Origin of the sequence: Novosphingobium sp. 1529, assembly GCF_040544855.1 — a bacterium.
GTDB classification, from domain to species: Bacteria; Pseudomonadota; Alphaproteobacteria; order Sphingomonadales; family Sphingomonadaceae; genus Novosphingobium; species Novosphingobium capsulatum.
In genome coordinates this window covers 189,222-202,692 of record NZ_JBEPKW010000006.1, presented here as the reverse complement: position 1 = coordinate 202,692, position 13,471 = coordinate 189,222, and the positions used below count along the sequence as shown (strand labels likewise).

Genomic DNA, 13,471 nt, shown 5'->3' with positions numbered 1-13,471 from the left:
CAGGAGTGCACTTTGCACTACCGGCTTGGCAAAATGTAGTGCATTCACGCTCGCATGTCGGAAACCACCGCACCGCCCGAACTCGACTCCTGGGATATCCGCATCCTGCAATGCCTCACCCGCGATGGCCGGATGAGCTGGCGCGACCTGGCCGAGGAAATCGGCCTCTCGCTCACTCCCACGATTCGCCGCGTGCGCCAGTTGGAGGCAGCCGGCCTGATCACCGGCTATTTCGCCCGGCTCGACGAACGCGCGCTGGCCGGCAAGATGAGCGTGTTCGTCTCGGTCACGCTGGAACGCCAGCAGCGCGAGGCGCTCGACCGGTTCGAGGCGCAAGTGGCGCAGCTGCCCGAAATCATGAGCGGCTTTCTGATGTCGGGCGGGTCAGACTTCCTGCTGCGCTGCGTGGTGCGCGATCTTGATCACTACCGCGAACTGCTCGAACGGCTGACGCAGATCGAGGGCGTCGCCCATGTGCAAAGCAGCTTTGCGCTCAAGACATTCATCAACCGCCCGGCCCCGCTGATCAGCGAAAGCCGCATCCGGCGCGCGCGATGAGCCGGAACATCGCCCTGGTCCTGCTCGCCGCCGGGCGCGCCAGCCGCTTCGGCGGGGGCAAGCTCGCGGCCCTGCTGGCCGGCAAACCGGTAATCGAACACGTCGCCGCTGCCACCGCCGCCCTGCCCCTGGCGCAACGCATCCTCGTCGCCGCGCCCGATGTGCCAGCCCTGCCAGGCTTTACCCGCGTGGCACTCGATCCGCCCCAGGCGCCGCAATCCCGCTCGCTTGCGCTGGGCATTGCCGCCGCGCCGGGGGCAGACGCCGTGCTGATCGCGCTCGCCGATATGCCACTGGTGCCGGCGGCGCACTTTGCCGCGATGCTGGCCGCATTCGATGGCGATCGCCTGACCAGCAGTTGTAACCGCCAGCCGCTGCCGCCGGCCCTGCTCGGCGCGCAGCACTTCCCCGCGTTGCTGGCGCTGACGGGAGATCGCGGCGCAGGCGCCTTGTTGCGCGATGCGCCCGCGCTGGCGCTGACGGCCGAGCAGGCACTGGACATCGATACGCCCGAAGACCTGGCACGCGCACAAGCGCTGCTTCCCCCTCCGTCAGCCCTACGGGCTGCCACCTCCCCCGAGGGGGGAGGATAACCCAGCCAGATCCTCCCCCCTCGGGGGGAGGTGGCGGCCGCAGGCCGTCGGAGGGGGCGTCAGCAGCCCAGCGCGTCAATGCCCCTGCGCATGCTGCCGCATCAAGGCATAGAAATCCGCAAACGTCAGCCGTGCATCGAGCGTCTCATAGACGCGCACGGTTCGTCCCGCGATTTCTGCCCCGTATGTGCCATCGGCATTGATCCGGCGCGCAGTCCGATCAACAAAAGTGCTGCTCTCGGGCGAGATCGCCGTCAGCAACACCGTAGGGCTGTCTCCCAGCGGCCAACTGCCCCCCACGTTGATAAAGGCAGGCGGCGTGGTAAATCGATCATAGAGCCACGCTCCGAACGGCGAGATCGGTCGGAGCTGGTCGCCCAGTTCGGCCACCGAGGCCTGCATCTGCCGATAGGCCGCCTGTGGAATCTGCCACAAGGGAACGGCGGAGCGCTCGACAACCTCTTGCGCCGCCGCAACATCGGTTGCCAGATTGTATTCCCAGTTGCCATTGGGATAGCTGCCACCGCCGATCCACACCACCGTCATCCGCTGGGCAATCCGCGGTTCGATGCGCAGCGCGGCGGCAAGGTTGGTCAACGGCCCGCCACAGGTAAAGAACAGCGGCAAGGGATCATCGCGCATTGCCTCTGCCACGATCGCCAGCGCGGCCTTGGACGCCGGCGCCTTGCTGTTGCCCATATCCTCGCTCCCGGCAAACACCGGCGGCGGCGCAGCGAGGCCGGCCTGGCGCATCAGTTCTTCGGCAATATCCTTGCCGGCGGCAGCGGTCTTGCCGGCAATGGCTGGATCGGTAAGCTTGGGGTTCAGCGCCGAGCTGGTGATCAGCACCGTCCGCGTCTTGGGCGTCAGCAACTGATGCGCAAGCGCGACAAGGCCATCGGGATCGCCGGCAAAATCATTGTCGACGATCACCCGCGCCGATGGTCTTTGCGGGATGGCCCGAAAATTGGCGGCGCCGGCACGGCCCGCCAGAACCGATGCACCCGTTCCTGCCAGCGAAACTGCAAACGCCCGTCTTGTCAGCATCTTTGCCCTCAATCCCCTGTGGTGCGCCAAGGCGGGCACCATCGTTGGGGCTGTCATATGGCAATCGGCAGGTGTGCAACAGGGCCACCGCCTGGCGCGTTACGCCAGCGGATGCAGCGCCTCGTAAGCGCCGAGGATTTCCGCCAGCGCCGACAGCGCCAGCACGCCGGGCTCGCGCGTGCGAGGGATCAGGCCGATCGGGCTGGTCACCCGCGCCAGCTGGGTTTCATTCACCCCGTCGCGCGCCAGGTCATCCAGCCGCGCCATCCGCGCGCGCATCCCGCCCTGCGCGCCGATGTAGAACGCGGGCGTGTCGAGCGCCCAGCGCAGGATCGTGCGTTCCCATTCGTGATCGTGGAACAGCAGCAGGATGGCGGTCCAGGCATCGGCCTGCGCGCCCTGCGGCACCCCGCCCAGGCGCAGCGCGCCAGTGTCTTCCTTGGCAAAGACCTGTGTCGCGATGCCCATCGTGCGGGCCAGCGCCGCCGTCGCGGTCAGCTCCGCGCCCTCGCCCAGCAAGACCAGCGAGAGCGCGGGAATGTAGGGCCGCGCACGCAGCAGGTGCGGCGGCGCATCGCCCGGCACGGGCAGCGGCAGGCTGGCCGGCTGGCGCGCGTCTAGTGCCTGCACTACCTGCGCCAGCGCGGCGCGATCGGGCGCGGGATCGAGCAGGATGTCGAGCCCGCCGCCACAGGGCAGGCGAAAATCGATGATCGGCGAACCCCGGCCATAGCGTTGCAGCGCCGGCACCACGCCCGGCGCCATCTGCGCCAGGTCTCCGACCAGTTGCCGTTCCAGGCAGACATCGGCCAAAGAGCCGGCCACGGATGCATCCGCGCCGGCTCCTTGCTCGGCTCCTTGCGTCGCCATCTGCGCGCCCACCCGGCGCGAAAAGCTGCCATCGATCCCCACCACCGTGCACAGCCCGGTGCCCCCAGCATGGGCGGCCCGCAGCGCGGCATGGTCGGTGTGGATCATCGCATCTCCAGGTGGGCTTGGCGTCAGCCGATCAGGTCGGCCGCCGGGGTATAGGCATAGCCCAGGTCGTTGGCCACCGCTTCATAGGTCACCTTGCCAAACGCCACGTTCAGGCCATTGGCGAGGTGCACGTTGCGCGCCAGCGCGGCCTTCCAGCCCAGGTTGGCAATGGCCAGGGCATGGGGCAGGGTCACGTTGTTGAGCGCATAGGTGCTGGTGCGCGCCACGCCGCCCGGCATGTTGGCCACGCAATAGTGCACCACGCCATCGACCACATAGGTCGGCTCGGCATGGGTCGTGGCATGGCTGGTTTCGAAGCAGCCGCCTTGGTCGATCGCCACGTCCACCAGCACGGCGCCGGGCTTCATCGTGGACAGCATCTCGCGCGTGACCAGCTTGGGCGCAGCGGCGCCGGGCACCAGCACCGCGCCGATCACCAGATCAGCCTCGGCCACGGCGGCGGCGATGTTGGCCTTGCCGGCATAGAGCGTCTTGGCACGGCTTTCGAAATGGGTGGCCAGGCGTTCCAGCACTTCGGGGCTGCGATCGATGATCGTGACATCGGCACCCAGGCCTGCCGCCATCTGCGCGGCATTGAAGCCGACCACGCCGCCACCGATCACCGCCACCTTGGCCGGCAGCACGCCGGGCACGCCGCCCAGCAGCACGCCGCGCCCGCCATGGGCCTTTTCCAGGGCGGTGGCGCCGGCCTGGATCGCCATGCGCCCGGCCACCTGGCTCATCGGCTTGAGCAGCGGCAGGCCACCGGTTGCGTCGGTCACGGTTTCATAAGCGATGCACACCGCGCCCGACTTCACCAGGTCTGCGGTCTGTTCGGGATCGGGCGCCAGGTGCAGATAGGTATAAAGGATCTGGCCTTCGCGCAGCATGGCGCGTTCCACCGCCTGCGGTTCCTTGACCTTGACCACCATGTCGGCGCGGGCAAAGACTTCGGCCGCGGTGCCCACGATCTGCGCGCCGGCCGCCACATAGGCTTCGTCGGCAGCGCCAATGCCGGCGCCGGCACCGGTTTCCACCAGCACGGTGTGCCCATGCGCCACCAGTTCATGCGCGCTTTCGGGGGTCAGCCCGACGCGATATTCGTGGTTCTTGATTTCCTTGACGGTGCCGACAAACATACGTGATCTCCCGATGCGATCGATTACGATCCCAGTGGGATGATATGGGAAAACGCTGGACGATTTTTCCCTATTTTTGGCGCGAAATCGCCGGATATCAGGATTTTTTCCCGACCATCCGGCGATCTGCGCAATTTATAGCGCCGGCACCGCGATGCAGGCCAGCTTCACATCGAGATAGTCATCCGCGCCAAGGTGCGAACCTTCGCGACCCAGGCCCGATTCCTTTACACCACCGAACGGCGCCACCTCGGTAGAGATCAGCCCAGTGTTGATGCCCACCATGCCGTATTCCAGCGATTCGGTCAGGCGCCATTGCCGCGCGGCATCGGCGGTGTAAGCATAGGCCGCCAGCCCGGCGCGGGTATCGTTGGCCAAGGCCACGGCTTCCTGCTCGCTCGAAAAGCGGACCAGGCCGGCCAGCGGACCAAAGGTTTCCTCGCGGTTGAGCAGGGCATCGGCCGGCACATCGGCAATCACCGTCGGTTCGAAAAAGCGCGCGCCGATGGCCTTTGCCTGCTTGCCGCCGGTCAGGATCTTGCCGCCCTTGGCCACGGCATCGGCGACATGCGCGGTGATCTTGGCCACGGCGCGATCGTCGATCAGCGGGCCCTGGTCGGTCGGCCCATCAAGCCCCGGCCCGACACGATAGGCGGCCACCCGCGCGGCCAGCTTTTGCGCAAAGGCATCATGCACGGCATCATGCACCAGCAGGCGATTGGCGCAGACGCAGGTTTGCCCGGTATTGCGGAACTTGGAAGCCAGCGCCCCTTCGACCGCCGCATCGAGATCGGCATCCTCGAACACGATGAACGGCGCGTTGCCGCCCAGTTCCAGGCTCACCCGCTTGACCGTGCCGGCGCACTGCGCGGCCAGTAGCTTGCCCACGGCGGTCGATCCGGTAAACGTGAACTTGGCCACGCGCGGATCGCCGGTCAGCACTTCACCGATCGGCTTGGCCTGCCCGGTGATCACGCTGAGCAGACCATCGGGCAGCCCCGCTTCCTGCGCCAGCGCCGCCAGCGCCAGGGCCGAAAACGGCGTGAGTTCCGACGGCTTGATCACGATCGGGCATCCCACGGCCAGCGCCGGGCCGGCCTTGCGCGTGATCATCGCCAGCGGAAAATTCCATGGCGTGACGGCGCCGACCACGCCCACCGGCTGGCGGGTGACGACCAGGCGCCGATCGCCCTGGTGCGGGGCGATCACCTCGCCACGCACGCGCCGTGCCTCTTCGCCAAACCATTCCAGGAACGATGCGGCATAGCCCACTTCGCCCTTGGCCTCGGCCAGGGGCTTGCCCTGTTCGGCGGTCATGATCGTGGCCAGATCGTCGGCATGCTCCAGCATCAGCGCGGCCCAGCGCTTGAGCACGGCGCCACGCTCCTTGGCGGTCTTGGCCTTCCACGCGCCGAACGCGGCATGCGCGGCGGCCACCGCCTCGCGCGTTTCGGCCGCGCCCATGTCCGGCACGTGGCCGATCACCGCGCCGGTGGCGGGGTTGTCCACTGCGATGGTCGCCGCCGCGCCGCGCCATTGCCCGGCCACGAACGCCTGTTCGCGCCACAGGTCGGCGCGCTTGAGCGCGGGGCGGGTCACTTCCAGAATGTCACTCATGCCATCACCTTGCCGGCCACTGTCGCCAGGGCCTGTTCCACCAGATCGAGCCCTTCGTCGATCAGTTCGTCCGAAGCGGTCAACGGTACAAGCACGCGAATGGTTTCGCCTTTCGTCCCGCAAGACAGCAGGATCAGCCCACGCTCCAGCGCGGCAACGGTCACCGCCTTGGCCATGGCGCCATCGGTTTCCCCGGCGGCATTGGTCACGTCAAAGCCGAACATCGCGCCCAGCCCGCGAATGTTGGCCACCGGCAGGCCGGCGGCGGCAAAGCCTTCCACCCGCGTACGCATGCGCTGCCCGATCGCAGCGGCGCGGGCGCAGAGGCCGTCTTCCTCGATCACCTCGAGCACGGCGAGCGCAGCCGCGCAGCCGATCGGCGATCCGCCATAGGTGCCGCCCAGACCGCCAGGATCGAGCGCATCCATGATCGGGGCGCGGCCGATCAGCCCGGCCAGCGGAAAGCCGCCGGCGAGCGACTTGGCCACGCAGACCAGATCGGGTTCCACCCCGGAATTTTCGATGCCGAACATCTTGCCGGTGCGGGCAAAGCCGGCCTGCACTTCATCGGCAATCAGCAGGATGCCGTGCTGGTCAGCCAGGGCGCGCAGCGCTTCAAGGAATGCCGGCGGCGCCACGTGAAAGCCACCTTCGCCCTGCACTGGCTCGACGATGAAGGCCGCCACGCGCTCGGGCTCCACATCGGCGGCAAACAGGTATTGGATCGCCTCCAGCGTGCGCTCCACCGTGTTGCCGTGAAGGCCGGTGGGGAACGGTGCATGGAACACCTCGCCCGGCATCGGGCCAAAGCGGCGCTTGTAGGGGGTGGTCTTGCCAGTCATCGCACTGGCCAGCAGGGTGCGGCCATGAAAACCGCCGGTAAACGCGATCACCGCCGAACGCCCCGTTGCCGCGCGCGCCACTTTCACCGCGTTTTCCGTGGCTTCTGCCCCGGTGGTGAGCAACAGGGTCTTGGCCGGGCCAGAAAATGGGGCGGCAGCGTTCAATTTTTCCGCCAGCGCGACATAGCTTTCATAAGGGCAGACCTGGAACGCGGTGTGGGTAAAGCGTTCCAGTTGCGCCTGCACCGCGGCCATGACCTTGGGGTGCCGGTGCCCGGTATTGAGCACGGCAATGCCACCGGCAAAATCGACGAAGCGGCGCCCTTCCACGTCCCACAATTCGGCATTGTCCGCGCGATCGGCAAACACCGCGGTGGACGATGCCACGCCGCGCGGCACAGCCTGTTCACGGCGGGCAAGAAGAGACGCGTTATCAGCCATGGCGGCATACTCCGGGCAAGAGAAACAGATGCCCACGCTTGTCGCACCATCGGCTTGCACGCAAAAGCCCACAAATGCTACCCGGATGGTGACCAGGGGTTACCATTGCCATGCCAGATCGTCCTCACCTGCCGCCCTTTGCCGCGCTGCGCGCGTTCGAGGCGTTTGGCCGCCATGGTGGGGTGCGCCGCACGGCCGCTGCCTTGGGCGTCAGCCATGCCATCGTCAGCCGCCATTTGCGCGCGCTGGAAGACTGGCTGGGGGTCATGCTGGTCGATCGCCACGGCGGCGGGCTGACCCCGGCGGGGGAAAGCTATCACGCGCTGATCGGCCCGGCGTTCGACCAGTTGTGCACCGCCACTAGCCAGCTGCGCGGCGGCGCGGCGGGTGGGCGGCTCGATGTTTGGTCGGTGGCGGGCCTGGCCTATCTCTGGCTCACCCCCAACCTGCCCGGCTTTGGCCGCCGCTACCCCGGCATGGCGCTCGATCTGCGGCCCAGCGACAGCCCGCCCGATCTGGTACGGCGCGAGGCGCAGGGCGATATCCGCTGGTATCTCGACACGGCCCCGGCGCTGGCCACCCCACGCAACCTCACACGCCAGGCGATCGTGCGGCCACGCCTGTTTCCGGTGGCGCGGGCCGATGCGCCCTGGCTGGCCGGCGCCCGCGTCGCCACCCCGCGCGATCTCCTGGCCCTGCCCCTGCTGCACGAGGATTCCGACGCCGAATGGCGCGCCTGGTTTGCCGCGCAAGGCCTGGAAGAAGCCCAGCCGCCACTGGCCGCCCGGTTGTGGCAGGCGCACATGACTCTGGCTGCGGCCGCCGATGGCCAGGGGGTGGCGATCACCAATGGCTTCCTGGCGGCAGAGCACCTGCGCAGCGGGCGCCTGGTGGAACTGGGCGCGGGCAATCCGGCCTTTTCCCCCTGCGCGCCAGGCGCCTATTACTTCACCGCGCGGGCAGACATGTGGGACGCCCGGCCGATCGCCCGCTTCCGCGCCTGGCTGGCAGAGGCCGTGGCCGCCTCACCGGTCGATTGGCTGGCCTGACGCGGCAGCCGCACGCAGCCAATCGGCCAGGGCATGGACATGCGCGTCGCCCCGCCCTTTGGCCCGCACCACCATGGTCAGTTGGGCGGCGCCCAGCCAGATGCGGTCACCCACAGGCACCAGCTCGCCACGCGCCACCCATGGCGCGGCATAACCCTGCGCCGCCAATGCCAGTCCCAGCCCATCGGCGGCCGCGCCCAGCAGGGCGGGCACGGCGGTAAACGTCGGCCCGGCGATGAGCGCGTCGCCGCCCGGCATCGCCAAGCCGAAGTGGGCATACCATGCCGCCCAATCCATCGGCCCTTCATCGTGCAGCAGCGGCACGGTGCCCCGCCCTTCGAGAAACCCAGCCGCCGCCCCGGCCAACCCCGGCGCGGCATAGACGGCATAGTCCAGCCCCAGCAGCGTTTCACTGGGCAGGCCTGTATCGCCGCCATCGGGCGCGTCGGTTAGAAAGATATCGAGTTCGGTCGTCTCGAAATCCACCGCCAGACCGCGGCTGTCGAGCCACAGGTCCATCCCCGGCAGATCCGCCATCAGGCGCGGCAGGCGCGGCTGTAGCCAGCACCCGGCAAACCCGGCATCGGAATAGACGATCACCGAATTGGCCTTGCGATAGGGCGCCAATCGGCTCACCCCGCCGCGCAGCACCTTGAGCATGTCGCGCACCGTGCGGTGGAAATCGCGGCCGGCATCGGTCAGGACCACCTGGCGATAGACGCGGCGGAACAGGGCATGGCCCAGCGCCTCTTCCAGGTTGCGCACCTGGTGGCTGATCGCCGATTGCGTCAGCCCCAGTTCTTGCGCCGCCGCGGCAAAGCTGCCCAGCCGCGCCGCAGCCTCGAACCCTTCCAGGGACTTGAGCGGGGGAAGCCGGTCACGCGCCATGGCCGATCACGCCAGGTCGACAAGAATCTCGCGCAGCATGCCAAAGATCGTGTCGATCTGCGCGGCGCTGATCATCAAGGGCGGAGACAGCGCGATGATATCGCCGGTCACGCGGATCAGCAGCCCGGCATCGAACGCGCGGTGGAACGCCTCCATCGCCCGCGCGCCCACCTTCCCATCGCGCGGGGCCAGTTCGATCCCGGCCACCAGCCCCAGATTGCGCACGTCGATCACATGCGGGCAATCAGCCAGCGCGTGCGCCGCCGCTTCCCAATGCGCAGCCAGCACGTCGGCATTCTCGAACAATCCCTCGTCGCGATAGAGCCCCAGCGTCGCCAGCCCGGCCGCTGCCGCCACGGGATGGCCGGAATAGGTATAGCCGTGGAAGAATTCGATGCCCTCTGGGCTGCCGTTGACCACGGTATCGTGCACCTCGCGGCTGGCGATCACTGCCCCCATCGGCACGGTGCCGTTGGTCAACCCCTTGGCCGTGGTGATGATATCGGGCGTCACGCCAAAGTATTCCGCCGCCGTGGCTTTGCCCAGGCGGCCAAAGCCAGTGATCACCTCGTCAAAGATCAGCAGGATGCCGTGCTTGCGCGTGATATCGCGCAGCGCCTGGAGATAGCCCTGCGGCGGCACCAAGACCCCGGTGGAGCCGGCCACTGGCTCGACAATCACCGCCGCGATCGTTTCGGCGCCGTGCAGCGCCACCAGTTCTTCCAGTTCCTCGGCCAGGGCACCATTGCCCGGCTGCATGCCCCGGCAAAACCGCACGGCCTGGCCATGGGTGTGCGACAGGTGATCCACCCCCCACACCTGGCTGACAAAGCGGCGCCGGTTGCCGCCGATACCGCCCACCGAAAGCCCGCCGAAATTGGTGCCGTGATAGCCGCGCTGCCGCCCGATCAGGCGAAAGCGCGTGTGATCGCCGCGCGCATGGTGATAGGCCAGCGCCATCTTGAGCGCGGTATCGGCGCTTTCCGAACCCGAATTGGTGAAGAACACGCGGTCCATCCCCGCCGGCATGATCCGCGCCACATCGCTGGCCAGGCGGAACGCCAGGGGATGGCCCAGTTGGAACGTCGGCGCGAAATCGAGCGTCTGCGCCGCCCGGGTCACGGCATCGGTGATCGCCGCGCGCCCGTGCCCGGCGTTCACGCACCATAGCCCCGCCGTGGCATCGAGCACTTGGCGTCCATCGGCCGTGGTATAGTGCATGTCGCTCGCCGCCACGAACAGGCGCGGGTTCTGCTTGAAGAACCGATTGTTGGTGAACGGCATCCAGAAATGATCAAGATCCACGCCATCCATGCTGGCGAAATCGATCGACGCTGGGGCCGCTGCGGGCGACTGGGTCTGGCTGGCCATGAAAGCTCCTGCAAACGGCGATGCCGTGAATCTTTTTCAGGTTACCTTTCGAAAATGGCACGCCGACGCGGGAGGGGGAAAAGCGATCGTCGGTGGTGCATGGGGCGCACCACACATCGGCTCACTCCACCTGCTGGCGCAGGAAGCGGCGCAATTGCGCGATGGCCGGATTGTTGGCGCGATCGGCGCGCGTCACCATGCAATAAGACCCGATCGCCACGGCCTGCGCGCCCGGCACCGCCAGTTCCACCAGCGCGCCACTGGCCAGGTCATCGGCCACCAGATAGCGATTGGCCAGGGCCAGCCCGCGTCCCGCCCGCGCCGCAGCCAGCGCCAGGTGGGCATGCCACAGCAGCGCGCCGGGCAGCGGCTGGCGCCCCAGGTCCAGCCCATTGCCGCGCAGCCAGAACCGCCATTGCTCGTGGTGCTCCTCATGCAACAGCGGCGCGGCCAAGAGATCGTCCACCCCGCCGATCCCGACCATCGCCTGTGCCACGCCCGGGCTCGCCACGACCAGTAGCGGCGGTCGCGCCAGCACCAGCGTGTGCAGCCCCGGCCCGCCCGGCTGCGGCAGCCAGCCATCGCCGTAGTAGCGAATGTCCACATCGGCTTCGAACTGGATCAGGTTGGCCGGCCGGTCGGTGGGGCGCAGTTCCACCTGGAAACCCGGCCCAGTCTGCTCGAACGCGGCGATCTGGGCAGACAGCCACTGCGTGGCAAAGCCCGGCACGCACCACAGCCGCAGGTCGTGAATCTGGCCCTGGGCCATGATCTCGCGCGTGGCAGATACCACGTCGAGCATCGCTGCCGAAACCCGCGCGTGATAGGCCTGCCCCGTCTCGGTCAGCGTCACGCGGCCGCCCTGGCGATCGACCAGCATCACCCCCAGCCATTCCTCCAGCGCCTTGAGATGGCGGCTGACCACCGTGTGATCGAGCCGCAGCAGCGCGGCGGCGCGGCGGACCCCGCCGACGCGGCCCACCACCTCGAACGCCCGGAGCGCGGCAAACGGCGGGATCGCCTTGCCCGACAGGAAATCGCCGGAATTCAGGTCTGCGGAAGGCAGCGGATCGGGCACAGACATCCTCATTGCTGGTGCGATCGCATGATATCACCAATCGAGCGGTGCACCAGATGCACCAATACTCGGAAATTGACAACATTTCCGGCCTCACGTGCAGTTGACGCCCTGACATCCAACCGCAATTGTGATCGCAGCACTTTGCAACAGGAGACCGTCCGATGCGCGTCCACATCCGCTCTGCGCGGCATTTTGCCCTGGGCCTTGGCCTGGCGCTGGCCCTGCCCGCCACCGCAGCCCTTGCTGATACTGGCGCCGCCAGCATCGCCAAGCCGGCCAAACTGGCAAGCAGCGCGGTCACCGCCGCCCTCGCCAGCAGCGCCGCACACCACAGCGACGAAGGCGGCGCGGCCGTATCCGACCTGCCGCAGCTGCATTCGGCCGACAAGAAGTTCATGAGCGGCGCCTATGCCGTTGCCGGCCCCAACCACGACAGCTTCACCGGTGCAGGCTACCCGGTGAACGAATTCATGGTCTTCCTTTCGGGCGGCGTCACCCTCACCTCGGCCGATGGCACCGTGCTGGAGGTGAAGGCCGGCGATGCAGTGTCGATCCCCAAGGGCTGGCTCGGCCGCTGGGATTCCAAGGGCTATGAAAAGTTCTACGTGGTCTATGACCCGGAAAAGCCGGTGGAATAACGCCAACTTAAGCCCTCTCCTCTTCAGAGGAGGGGGTTGGGGGGTGGTGCGAAACCTTGCGCTACGCCTCCACCACCCCCGGCCCCTCCTCTGAAGAGGAGGGGAGAAAACCTCCCCTGCCCGCCCCGGCTTTCCCCCTCCGCCTATGCCGCACGCACGCGGGTGATCACGTCCTGAAACGCGCGATAGGCATCTTCGCCCAGGTAGTTGGCGTATTGGCACTTGGCGAGCGCCGCCTCGGGCGGGAAGATCGCGGGGTTATCGCGATATTCAGCGTCCATCTGCGCCAGCGCGGCGCCATTGGGCGTGGGATAGCGAATGGTGCGCGAGATATCGGCGCCGGCGTCTGCGCTCAGCAGGTAGTTGATGAACGCGTGCGCCGCATCGGGATTGGGCGCGCCGGCGGGGATGCACAGCTGGTCGGACTGCAGGATGCTGCCCTCCTTGGGCACCACGAACGCAAGGTCCTTGTCCTCGCGCATCACCTGGGCAATGTCGCCATTGTATTCGATCACGATATCGCAATCGCCCGACAGCAGCAGATCCTGGCCATTGTCGTCATGGAACGTGGCGATGTTGCCCTTCTGGCGGATCAGCAGGTCCTGCACCTTGGCGAGCGTCGCCTTGTCGAACGTGTTCATATCGGCGCCGAGGTAGATTTCGGTCAGCCGGCACAGGTCTGCCGCATCGGAAAGCACGGCAATGCGGCCCTTGTATTGCGGCGAATCCAGCACCCATTTCCAGCTGTCGGGCACGCCCTGGATCTTTGACTTGCGATAGCCGATGCCCAGCACCAGCCAGGTATAGGGCATGGCATATTTGCGGCCCGGATCGAACGGCGCATCCTGGAAGCGCGGCAGGATGTTCTTCATGTTGGGAATCTTGGCGTGATCGAGCGGCATCAGCATGTTGGCCTTGGCCATGCGCTGCACGAAATCGTTGGCTGGCACCACCACGTCATAGCCGGGATTGCCGCCGCGCAGCTTGGCAAACAGCTCGTCGTTGTTGGAATAGAGGCTCATGTTCACGCCGATGCCGCTGGCCTGCTCAAAGCCCGACAGCGTATGCTTACCGACGTAGGTATCCCAGTTGTAGAAATTGACCATCTGCGAAGGATGCTTCTTGCACCCCGCCAGCCCGGAAAACGTGATGCCGACCGCTGCCGTGCCCAGGCCGGCCAGGAATCCGCGCCGCGAAGGGGTTGCTTGCATGATTGCCCTCATGGTTGG

At 67.2% G+C, this 13,471-nt stretch carries 13 protein-coding genes; 4 read left to right on the top strand and 9 right to left on the bottom strand.

All coding sequences use genetic code 11. The features are described from left to right. Positions 1-54: 54 nt before the first annotated feature. Both ABIC78_RS13880 and ABIC78_RS13875 read left to right on the top strand, forming a co-directional pair. Positions 55-558 (top strand): Lrp/AsnC family transcriptional regulator, encoded by a 504-nt coding sequence (locus ABIC78_RS13880; RefSeq protein ID WP_022676900.1) that lies wholly within the window; start codon positions 55-57, stop codon positions 556-558. Further along, on the top strand, positions 555-1,151 hold the full coding sequence (locus tag ABIC78_RS13875) for an NTP transferase domain-containing protein (RefSeq protein ID WP_354490295.1): 597 nt from the start codon (positions 555-557) through the stop codon (positions 1,149-1,151). The genes ABIC78_RS13880 and ABIC78_RS13875 overlap by 4 nt, the downstream gene beginning before the upstream one ends. A gap of 75 nt (positions 1,152-1,226) precedes the next feature. Here ABIC78_RS13875 and ABIC78_RS13870 read toward each other — a convergent pair whose 3' ends face one another. The 5 genes from ABIC78_RS13870 to gabT all read right to left on the bottom strand — a co-directional run bounded on the left by ABIC78_RS13870 (position 1,227) and on the right by gabT (position 7,215). Then, positions 1,227-2,198, bottom strand: a complete 972-nt coding sequence (locus tag ABIC78_RS13870) for a nucleoside hydrolase (RefSeq protein WP_354490293.1) — start codon at positions 2,196-2,198, stop codon at positions 1,227-1,229. 99 nt (positions 2,199-2,297) lie between these two features. Further along, positions 2,298-3,176 carry an XdhC family protein gene (locus tag ABIC78_RS13865; protein ID WP_354490290.1) on the bottom strand — a complete coding sequence of 293 codons (879 nt, stop codon included), beginning with the start codon at positions 3,174-3,176 and terminating at the stop codon, positions 2,298-2,300. A gap of 23 nt (positions 3,177-3,199) precedes the next feature. Further along, the gene (gene ald, locus ABIC78_RS13860; protein WP_022676896.1) at positions 3,200-4,315 is read right to left on the bottom strand and encodes an alanine dehydrogenase; all 1,116 of its coding nucleotides are present in this window, start codon (positions 4,313-4,315) and stop codon (positions 3,200-3,202) included. 135 nt (positions 4,316-4,450) lie between these two features. Continuing rightward, on the bottom strand, positions 4,451-5,932 hold the full coding sequence (locus ABIC78_RS13855; protein WP_354490287.1) for an NAD-dependent succinate-semialdehyde dehydrogenase: 1,482 nt from the start codon (positions 5,930-5,932) through the stop codon (positions 4,451-4,453). Beyond that, positions 5,929-7,215, bottom strand: a complete 1,287-nt coding sequence (gabT, locus tag ABIC78_RS13850) for a 4-aminobutyrate--2-oxoglutarate transaminase (protein WP_354490285.1) — start codon at positions 7,213-7,215, stop codon at positions 5,929-5,931. The genes ABIC78_RS13855 and gabT overlap by 4 nt, the downstream gene beginning before the upstream one ends. A gap of 110 nt (positions 7,216-7,325) precedes the next feature. On the opposite strand from gabT, the gene ABIC78_RS13845 reads away from it, so the two are divergent. Beyond that, entirely contained in the window at positions 7,326-8,264 is a 939-nt protein-coding gene (locus ABIC78_RS13845) for a LysR substrate-binding domain-containing protein (protein ID WP_354490283.1), read from the top strand. On the opposite strand, the gene ABIC78_RS13840 is transcribed toward ABIC78_RS13845, so the two are convergent. The 3 genes from ABIC78_RS13840 to ABIC78_RS13830 form a co-directional block, all read right to left on the bottom strand. After that, positions 8,241-9,152, bottom strand: a complete 912-nt coding sequence (locus ABIC78_RS13840; protein WP_354490281.1) for a LysR family transcriptional regulator — start codon at positions 9,150-9,152, stop codon at positions 8,241-8,243. The genes ABIC78_RS13845 and ABIC78_RS13840 overlap by 24 nt on opposite strands. A 6-nt stretch (positions 9,153-9,158) precedes the next feature. Further along, positions 9,159-10,523 (bottom strand): omega-aminotransferase AptA, encoded by a 1,365-nt coding sequence (gene aptA, locus ABIC78_RS13835; RefSeq protein ID WP_354490279.1) that lies wholly within the window; start codon positions 10,521-10,523, stop codon positions 9,159-9,161. A gap of 121 nt (positions 10,524-10,644) precedes the next feature. Then, on the bottom strand, positions 10,645-11,607 hold the full coding sequence (locus ABIC78_RS13830) for a LysR substrate-binding domain-containing protein (protein WP_354490277.1): 963 nt from the start codon (positions 11,605-11,607) through the stop codon (positions 10,645-10,647). A gap of 158 nt (positions 11,608-11,765) precedes the next feature. On the opposite strand from ABIC78_RS13830, the gene ABIC78_RS13825 reads away from it, so the two are divergent. Beyond that, on the top strand, positions 11,766-12,242 hold the full coding sequence (locus ABIC78_RS13825; protein WP_022675409.1) for a cupin domain-containing protein: 477 nt from the start codon (positions 11,766-11,768) through the stop codon (positions 12,240-12,242). 143 nt (positions 12,243-12,385) lie between these two features. Here ABIC78_RS13825 and ABIC78_RS13820 read toward each other — a convergent pair whose 3' ends face one another. After that, positions 12,386-13,453 carry an ABC transporter substrate-binding protein gene (locus ABIC78_RS13820; protein WP_022675408.1) on the bottom strand — a complete coding sequence of 356 codons (1,068 nt, stop codon included), beginning with the start codon at positions 13,451-13,453 and terminating at the stop codon, positions 12,386-12,388. Positions 13,454-13,471: the final 18 nt, after the last annotated feature.